This is a genomic window from Cumulibacter manganitolerans (assembly GCF_009602465.1).
In the GTDB taxonomy this organism is placed as follows: domain Bacteria; phylum Actinomycetota; class Actinomycetes; order Mycobacteriales; family Antricoccaceae; genus Cumulibacter; species Cumulibacter manganitolerans.
In genome coordinates this window covers 1-7,058 of sequence record NZ_WBKP01000091.1, presented here as the reverse complement: position 1 = coordinate 7,058, position 7,058 = coordinate 1, and the positions used below count along the sequence as shown (strand labels likewise).

At 70.5% G+C, this 7,058-nt stretch carries 9 protein-coding genes and 1 tRNA gene; 2 read left to right on the top strand and 8 right to left on the bottom strand.

Features of this window, described 5'->3' with window-relative positions; translation table 11 throughout:
• From F8A92_RS17965 to F8A92_RS17950, 4 genes are all read right to left on the bottom strand, one after another.
• A partial coding sequence (locus F8A92_RS17965) for a GNAT family N-acetyltransferase (RefSeq protein WP_194291579.1) occupies positions 1-669 on the bottom strand: 669 nt, incomplete at its 3' end.
• A 4-nt stretch (positions 670-673) separates the two neighbouring features.
• Positions 674-1,912, bottom strand: a complete 1,239-nt coding sequence (locus tag F8A92_RS17960; protein ID WP_153506554.1) for an aromatic ring-hydroxylating oxygenase subunit alpha — start codon at positions 1,910-1,912, stop codon at positions 674-676.
• A 121-nt stretch (positions 1,913-2,033) separates the two neighbouring features.
• A complete protein-coding gene (locus F8A92_RS17955) occupies positions 2,034-2,921 on the bottom strand; it encodes an NYN domain-containing protein (RefSeq protein WP_153506553.1) in 888 nt (295 codons plus the stop codon).
• A gap of 22 nt (positions 2,922-2,943) precedes the next feature.
• A complete protein-coding gene (locus F8A92_RS17950) occupies positions 2,944-3,939 on the bottom strand; it encodes a cation diffusion facilitator family transporter (RefSeq protein ID WP_228389562.1) in 996 nt (331 codons plus the stop codon).
• A gap of 214 nt (positions 3,940-4,153) precedes the next feature.
• Here F8A92_RS17950 and F8A92_RS17945 point away from each other — a divergent pair, with 214 nt between their 5' ends.
• Positions 4,154-4,381: a hypothetical protein gene (locus F8A92_RS17945; protein ID WP_153506551.1), complete on the top strand. Its 228-nt coding sequence runs from the start codon at positions 4,154-4,156 to the stop codon at positions 4,379-4,381.
• A gap of 146 nt (positions 4,382-4,527) precedes the next feature.
• On the opposite strand, the gene F8A92_RS18740 is transcribed toward F8A92_RS17945, so the two are convergent.
• From F8A92_RS18740 to F8A92_RS17930, 4 genes are all read right to left on the bottom strand, one after another.
• On the bottom strand, positions 4,528-4,683 hold the full coding sequence (locus tag F8A92_RS18740; protein WP_194291578.1) for a hypothetical protein: 156 nt from the start codon (positions 4,681-4,683) through the stop codon (positions 4,528-4,530).
• Between the two features lie 49 nt (positions 4,684-4,732).
• Positions 4,733-4,809: transfer RNA gene (locus F8A92_RS17940), tRNA-Ile, on the bottom strand.
• Positions 4,810-4,888: 79 nt separating this feature from the next.
• Positions 4,889-5,485, bottom strand: coding sequence for a thiamine pyrophosphate-dependent enzyme (locus F8A92_RS17935; RefSeq protein ID WP_153506550.1), 597 nt, complete (start codon positions 5,483-5,485; stop codon positions 4,889-4,891).
• Positions 5,485-6,012, bottom strand: coding sequence for a thiamine pyrophosphate-binding protein (locus F8A92_RS17930; protein ID WP_153506549.1), 528 nt, complete (start codon positions 6,010-6,012; stop codon positions 5,485-5,487). The genes F8A92_RS17935 and F8A92_RS17930 overlap by 1 nt, the downstream gene beginning before the upstream one ends.
• A 594-nt stretch (positions 6,013-6,606) precedes the next feature.
• On the opposite strand from F8A92_RS17930, the gene F8A92_RS17925 reads away from it, so the two are divergent.
• Positions 6,607-6,936: a hypothetical protein gene (locus F8A92_RS17925; RefSeq protein ID WP_153506548.1), complete on the top strand. Its 330-nt coding sequence runs from the start codon at positions 6,607-6,609 to the stop codon at positions 6,934-6,936.
• Positions 6,937-7,058: the final 122 nt, after the last annotated feature.

Sequence of the window (7,058 nt, the reverse complement as noted above, 5' to 3'; positions counted from 1 at the left end):
GCCGTCGCGGGCAGCGACCACCCGCCGCGAGCCCTCGCGCACGAGGCGGTCGAGCTCCGCCCGCGGCCGGCCGGCCGCCGTCGTGACGTCCTCCAGCGCCGATCGCTCCTCGGCCGGATCGACGACGGCGAGCAGCACCTCGCCGACCGCCAGGCCCAGAGGCGGGAGGTCGGCCGCGAACGGCCCCCGGAGGTGCCGCAGCAGCTTCCAGGTGCGGTCCAGCTCGTCCAGGCCGAAGCGCAGCGCGAGCCGCTCGGCGGCCGGGTGGTCCCCGTACGCCGTCCATCGGACGTGGCGGGCGCCGACCGGCCCCCACCCCTCGTCGCCGACGCGGGCCCCGGCCCGCTCGAGGAGCATGGTGGCGACGCCGCGGGAGCGGAACTCGGGCCGGACCACCAGCTGCAGGACGGCAGCCCCCTCCTGCGTGGCGACCAGCCGTCCGTACGCGGCCATCGTCGTCGGGCTCGCGTCGCGCGGCTCGTCGTCCCGCAGCGCCCGGACCACCAGGTGCGCGACCCGGTCGGCGGGGCCGGCTCCCCGGCCGACGTCGTCCGGGTCGATGCGGGAGAAGCCGGCCTCGGCGTCGTACGCCGCCGCCTCGGCGACGAGCTCGCGGAGCTCGGTCGTCTCCTCGCGGGTCAGCGCCTCGACCCAGCGGGCGTCGATCACCGGCTCAGCCGGTCAGTGAGTAGCGGGCCGACTGCTGCGCGCTCTGCTCGCACCCGGCGAGATACTCCTCGAGCGAGTCGCTGGCGAGGATCCGCCGGAGCTCGCGCCGGAAGACGTGGTTCACGAACTCGTTGCGGCCGAGCAGCATCCCCGCGGCGTCCGCCGACAGCAGCGCCTGCTGGGAGTCGCGCAGGATCGGGAAGTCCTCGTCGAGCAGGACGTCGATGAGAATCTGCCAGTTCTTGTCGCGGTTGCGCTCCCACGCCGCCCTGTCGACGCCCAGGTCCTCGGGGCGCCGGGTGATGAGCCGGATCTCCATCCGTCCGCGCGCCGGATCGGCGGCGTCCGGCCGGAAGCTCAGCAGCTGGAAGTGGTCGGGCTGCTTCAGCAGCGTGCTGCTGAGGCTGAGGAAGTGCGCCTCGATGACGTGCTTCGCGAGGCTCTTGTCGCCGGGATCCTCTTCCAGGTAGCGATCGATCGTCTTGCGCGGCGAGACGAACCGGCAGCTGTTGCCGAAGTCCTCGACCACCTGCACGTTCGTGTGGACGTGCTTGCCGGCGGTGTTGGGGTGCGCGTACTGGACGTGGTAGCCGTCGATGAAGGCGTCCTGCATGAGCTTCCAGTTGACCGGCTCCTCGAACGCCGCCGTCTGCGACACGACGTACTCGTCGAGGTGGTACGAGGCCAGGATCGCATCCATCCTGGGCCCGAGCCAGGCCGCCACGTCGATCGAGGCGTTCGCGTTGTCGATCAGCCAGATGAACCCGTGCCGCTCCTCGACGGGAAGCGCGACGAGGTTGAGCTGCGACCTGTCGATGTCGCCGAACGTCGTGTCGCGGGTGACCGCGCGCAGCGTGCCGTCGGTCTCGTAGGACCAGCGGTGGTACGGGCACGAGAACAGCCGGCAGCGTCCAGAATCCTTGTTCTCCAGCATGGCGCCGCGATGCCGGCACGCGTTGACGACCGCTCGGACGCTGCCGTCCTTCTGCCGGCTGATGATCACCCGGTTGCGGGGCATCTGCAGCGTGATGAAGTCGTGCGGTTCGGGGAGCTCGGAGCCGTGCGCGACGATCGTGGGGACCTGGCCGAAGATCCGGTCCCGCTCGAGGGCGGCGAGGTCGGGATCGCGGTAGTCACGCGGCTCGAACGGCGCGACCTCCCCCACCCTGTCCGTCGTTCCGTGGCGGAGATGCTCGAGGAGGCGGCGAATGCGGTCCTCGCGGTCGTTGGCGAACGGGTCCACGTTGGGTCCTTCCTTCGGGGACGACCGCAAGCACTCGCGGTCCGTCGGCGGCCGGTCCGCTTTAACCTTATGGCGATAGGTTACGGGGTGTCAACGCCGTTCCTCGCGGGCGTCGCGTCACCTAGCCGTCGAGGACAGCGAGCAGCTCGGCGGCTCCGACGACGGCGGCACCGTGTCGGCGTACCCGCTCCCGGAGCTCCCGGTCGGAGGTGACGACGCAGATCGGCGTCCAACCGTCGGACGAGAGCGCCGCCACCTGGGCGACGATCTCGCGGTCGCCGTCCGCGGCCGCGCGGGCGACGTGCACGGTGAGGTCTGCGGTACTCACCTGCTTGGCGTGGCCCTCGACCACCACGGTCGTCTCCGGCCAGACCCGCCACAGCTCGTCGAGCCCGAACCACCGGCCCGGGAGGCCGGCCCCATCGAGGGCACCCAGGCGCTCGATGAGCCGCTCGGTGGCGCCGGCACGATCCTTCCACCACCCGTCGGGGCGCGAGCCGACCACGTTGGCGGCATCGATGACCAGCGCCGGCCGCTCGGCCAGCCGCTCGCGAAGCAGCGGCCAGGCGGCCGCGAAGGCCGGGTGCAGCGGGAGGCTCTCCACGTCGCCGGGGCGCACCCAGCGCAGCTCCTCGCTCTCGGGATCGGCGATGTGGGCCTCGAACGGTGTGCTGACCTCCGCGACGACCGTCGTGTAGCTCCAGTAGCCGACGTCGAAGCAGTGCGTGTAACGGGTGCGCAGGGCCTGCGGCGGGACTCCCGCCTCCTCGGTGGCCTCGCGTATCGCTCCGCCGATCGCGGACTCGCCGACGTGGCGGGCGCCCCCGGGGATCCCCCAGGTGCCGCCCTGGTCGCTCCAGGCCACGCGATGCTGCAGCAGCACTCCTCGCGCGGGATCGTGGGCGAGCAGCCCGGCGGCGCCGCCCTTGCCCCAGAACCGTCCGCGGCTCCCGGACACCCAGCCGTCGTTGGCATCGCGTGGCCCGAACGGTCGACGTGGCTCGATCATCGGCGGCCGATCCTCCGGTGCGTCACAGTCCCGGCTTCTGTCCGGGAGCGCTGAGCGTCAGGATCGCGCGCTCGATGATGTCGCGCTCGTTGAGCCGGTCCTCGATCTCCTGCACCTCGCGAGCCAGCTCCGACTCGCGCAGATCGCCGATCAGGTCCACGGCCGCGATCAGAAGGATCCGCGAGGGCCCGACGTACACCAGGTAGAGGAAGGAGACGGCCTCGATCGACGGCTCGCGCAGCAGCTCGTCCATCGCCCGCTGCCGCAGGTCCTCGCTGACCACCTGGCCCGTGAGGAAGTCGCGGTTGCGGCCAATGAGGAAGATCGCGACGATGCCGAGCAGGACGCCCACGAGGATCGAGCCCACGGCGTCCCAGACGGCGTTGCCGGTGAGCTGGTGCAGGCCGATGCCCAGACCGGCGATGAGCAGGCCGATAAGGGCCGCGGCGTCCTCGGCGAAGACAGCCCGGAGGGTCGGGTTGGACGTCGCGCTGATGAAGTGCACGGGGTGCATGCCGAGCCGGCGCGCCGCTCCCCTCGCCGTTCGCCAGGCCTGCAGGAACGAGATCCCCTCCAGGACGAACGAGATCCCCAGGACGACGTACGCCCAGGTATAGCTGGCTTCCGGCTCCTCCGCCGTCAGCTGCGTGACGCCGTGCCAGATCGACACGATCGAGCCCGCGCTGAACAGGCCGAACGCCGCGATCATCGACCAGACGTAGGCCTCACGCCCGTAGCCGAGCGGGTGTGTCTTGTCGGCCGGTTTCGCCGAGCGCCGTTCCGCGACGAGCAGGAAGATCTCGTTGCCGGTGTCGGCCCAGGAGTGTGCGGCCTCGGCGATCATCGACGCCGAGCCGGTGATCGCACCGACGATCGACTTGGCGATCGCGATCAGGGTGTTCGCGGTCAGCGCGATCAGCACCGTCAGCAGGCTCTCCGGCTTGTCGGGCTTGTGCTCGGACGGCGGCAGATCCGGCGCGATCGTTCCCTCGGATGTCGTTCCCTCGGATGTCGTCACCTCGTGGAGTCTACGTCCGGGAGACTGCGCCCGAGCCCCGTTCCGGCGCCCGCCGGACGGCGCGCACCGGCCCCGGCGGGCCGGCGGGCTCGGACGTGCGCACACGGCTCGCGCGCATCGGCGACTACGACGTGCGCACCCGGCTCGGGCGAATCGGCGGCCACGTCGCTGCTGTCGTAGCCTCAGGTGAGGACTACCGGACTCGGGAGGAAGCATGGCCACGAAGAAGCACTGGCGGGACCTGCCACCGGCCGTCCGGGCTTCGCTGATCGTGGTCGGCGTCGCCGACGCGAGCCTGCGCGCCTGGGCCCTGGTCGACCTCAAGCGCCGACCGGCGGGCAAGGTCCGCGGCAGCAAGCGGATCTGGGCGATCGCGCTCTCTACCGTCAACAGCGCCGGCATTCTGCCCGCGACCTACCTCGGCTGGGCGCGCAAGCGCTGACGGCCGGCAGCCCGGTCCCGTTGTGTTGCGAGCTCGAGCCGGCGGGTCCGGCCCGTTGTGTTGTGACGACTCCGGGCGACGACGCCCCGAACCGCAACAACACAACCGGCCGGAGCGCCCTTCGGGCAGGACGCGTCCGTAGGTTGCTACCTGGTGAGCTGCTTCTTGAGGGCGCCGTAGGCGAGCGTGCCTACGAACAGCACGATTCCGACGATCGCCAGCCACAGCAGGCCCTTGATGACGAAACCGAGGACCGCGAGTACGGCCCAGATGACCAGCAGAACGATGATGAGCGTCAACATCCTTCGATCCTACGATCGACGTACGGCCGGGAGGGTTGGAAACGCCGGGTGGTGGGGCGGGCCGGGCTCGAACCGGCGACCGATGGATTATGAGTCCACTGCTCTGACCAACTGAGCTACCGCCCCGCGCGGCGAACGCGCGGGCATCATCCTAGCCACTCGCCGAGCTGATCATGCGGCGAGCCGCCCGGCCCCGGAGCCGGGGTCAGAAGCTGTCGAACCCAAGTGCGGCCCGCATGCGGTTCTTGACGAAACCTCCGTCGCGGGGCGGCAAGACCCGAGGTGGTTCATCAGTGCTGATCAGCGCCTGCGTGAACGTCGGGCCGGCGCGGCGCGCCACGCGGCGCGCACACTCGACGACCTCGTCCTGTCGCTCGATCCGCGCGCTGTCGGTGATGCCGAACCCCTGGGCCACCGCCGCGAGATCCGTACCCAGGCTGGCGTGGCTCGGCTGCATGCCGGTCTCACCGAAGTGTCCGTTGTCCAGGACGACGATGCTCAAGTTCCTCGGCTGGGCAGCGCCGACGGAAGCCAGCGCACCGACGCCCATCAGCTGCTCGCCGTCTCCGGTGAGCACGACGACCGGCACGCCGGGCTGCGCGAGCGCCAGCCCGAGGCCCACCGGCACGGCGCCGCCCATCGCGCCCCAGAGGTAGAAGTTGCGGTCGCGATCGCCCGCGGCGTAGAGGTCGTACGACGGCGAGCCGAGCCCCGACACGAAGAGCGTGTCCTCCGGCACCGCGGCCACCAACGCGGCGACGAACTCGCGACGGTCGATACGGGTCTGGTCTGCGGTCGTCATCACTTGCGCTCCCACTGCTTGCGTCCGACGAGCCGCTGGCCCAGGAGCACCGCGTTACGCTCCCCCGCCAGGAAGGTGGAGTCCAGCGCCGCACCGAGGACCTCCGCGACGTCGTCGGGACGGTCCACCCGATGGACGTTCATGCCCATGAGCTCCAGAACCGCCGGCGTTCGCCGCCCCATCGGGCTCTGCCACGGGTTGAACTCCGCGTACTCCCCGCGCATCGTGACCAACGTCAGGAACGGGAAGGAGCAGCTGCTCAACAGCGAGAACAGGTTCACGCAATTGCCCACACCGCTGCTCTGCATCAGCAACGCTGCCCGTTGACCACCGAGCCACGCGCCGGCGACCACTCCGACGCCCTCTTCCTCGGTGGTGAGGACGATGTCGGCGATGTCCGGATCACTGCGCGCCGCACTGATGGCGTACGCGTGCCCGGCGTCCGGGACGAACGCCACCTGCTGGATCCCGCCTTGCTTGAGGACGTTGAACACGTCCTTCTGCCACTGGCCTTCCACGGTCTGCATGGCTTCAGCATGGTGCATCGGCGTCGAGCTAGTCGAGTTAGAACCTCGCAAGGCGCTGTCCGTGAGCGGTGCGCGCATTCACCCAGCCCGCCGCACCCAAGCTCGTGACGACGACAGGATGGTCCCAACCGTCACGAAGAACGTCCGATCCGACCGCCCCCGCAGAGGCACCCTCGCGCACGTCGACCGCCGCCCGCCGGCGCGCACCCGCACGGGCGTCGAGCGAGCCGGAGCGCCAGCGGAAGCAACGTCGAGACTTCGGCCTGAGTGCCTGGTTCCACACGCCAGACGCTGCACAGGTCCGCACCTTGAGGGCCCTTTTCTTGCTCATCGAGCGGGCCGTTTATCTCTGTTCGTCGAGTGGGCCCCTTTCCTTGGTCGTCGAGCGACTCTCCTTTTGGTGGCCGAGCGAGCCCACCTCTTGGTCGTCGAGCGAGCGAGCCCCTGGGGCGAGCGATGTCGAGACGCCGGGAGCCGACAATGTCGCCCGTCCGCGCGGTGGCCGTTCACAGGTGGCCGGTTGTGCACAGATCCCTGCTGCAGCGGGATTCTGTCGCGGAAATCTTGTCGGTGCCGGTCCGTAGATTCAGGGGCATGATCAGCAGCCCGCCCGTGACGGACCCGGGAGCCGACGTGGCCTCGCCGGTGGCGGTGGTGCGCGGCGCGTGGCTGGCGGTGCAGCAGCTCGCCCTCGACGCCGCGGCTGCGCCGGCCGGCACGGCCGATGCAGCGGACACGCCCGCCCCGGCGGTCGATGCGTGGCCGGCGGACGGCTCGGCGATCGGCTGTGGCGGCGGCGCCGCGTTGAGCAGCGTGAGTGATGCGGGTCTGATCGACCTGCTGAGTGATCTGCGGCGGCTGCGCGCTGCGGTGGCCGCGGTGGAGGCACACGTTGAATCGCCCCGGGTTTGGTGGAGGGTCTGATTCCACGGAGGATGGGGTCATGCCAGCACCGAAGAAGTATCCGCAGGAGCTTCGTGAGCGCGCGATGCGGCTGGTTGCCGAGGCCAAGAAAGAGGATCCGGAGCTGTCGTTGAACGCGGCAG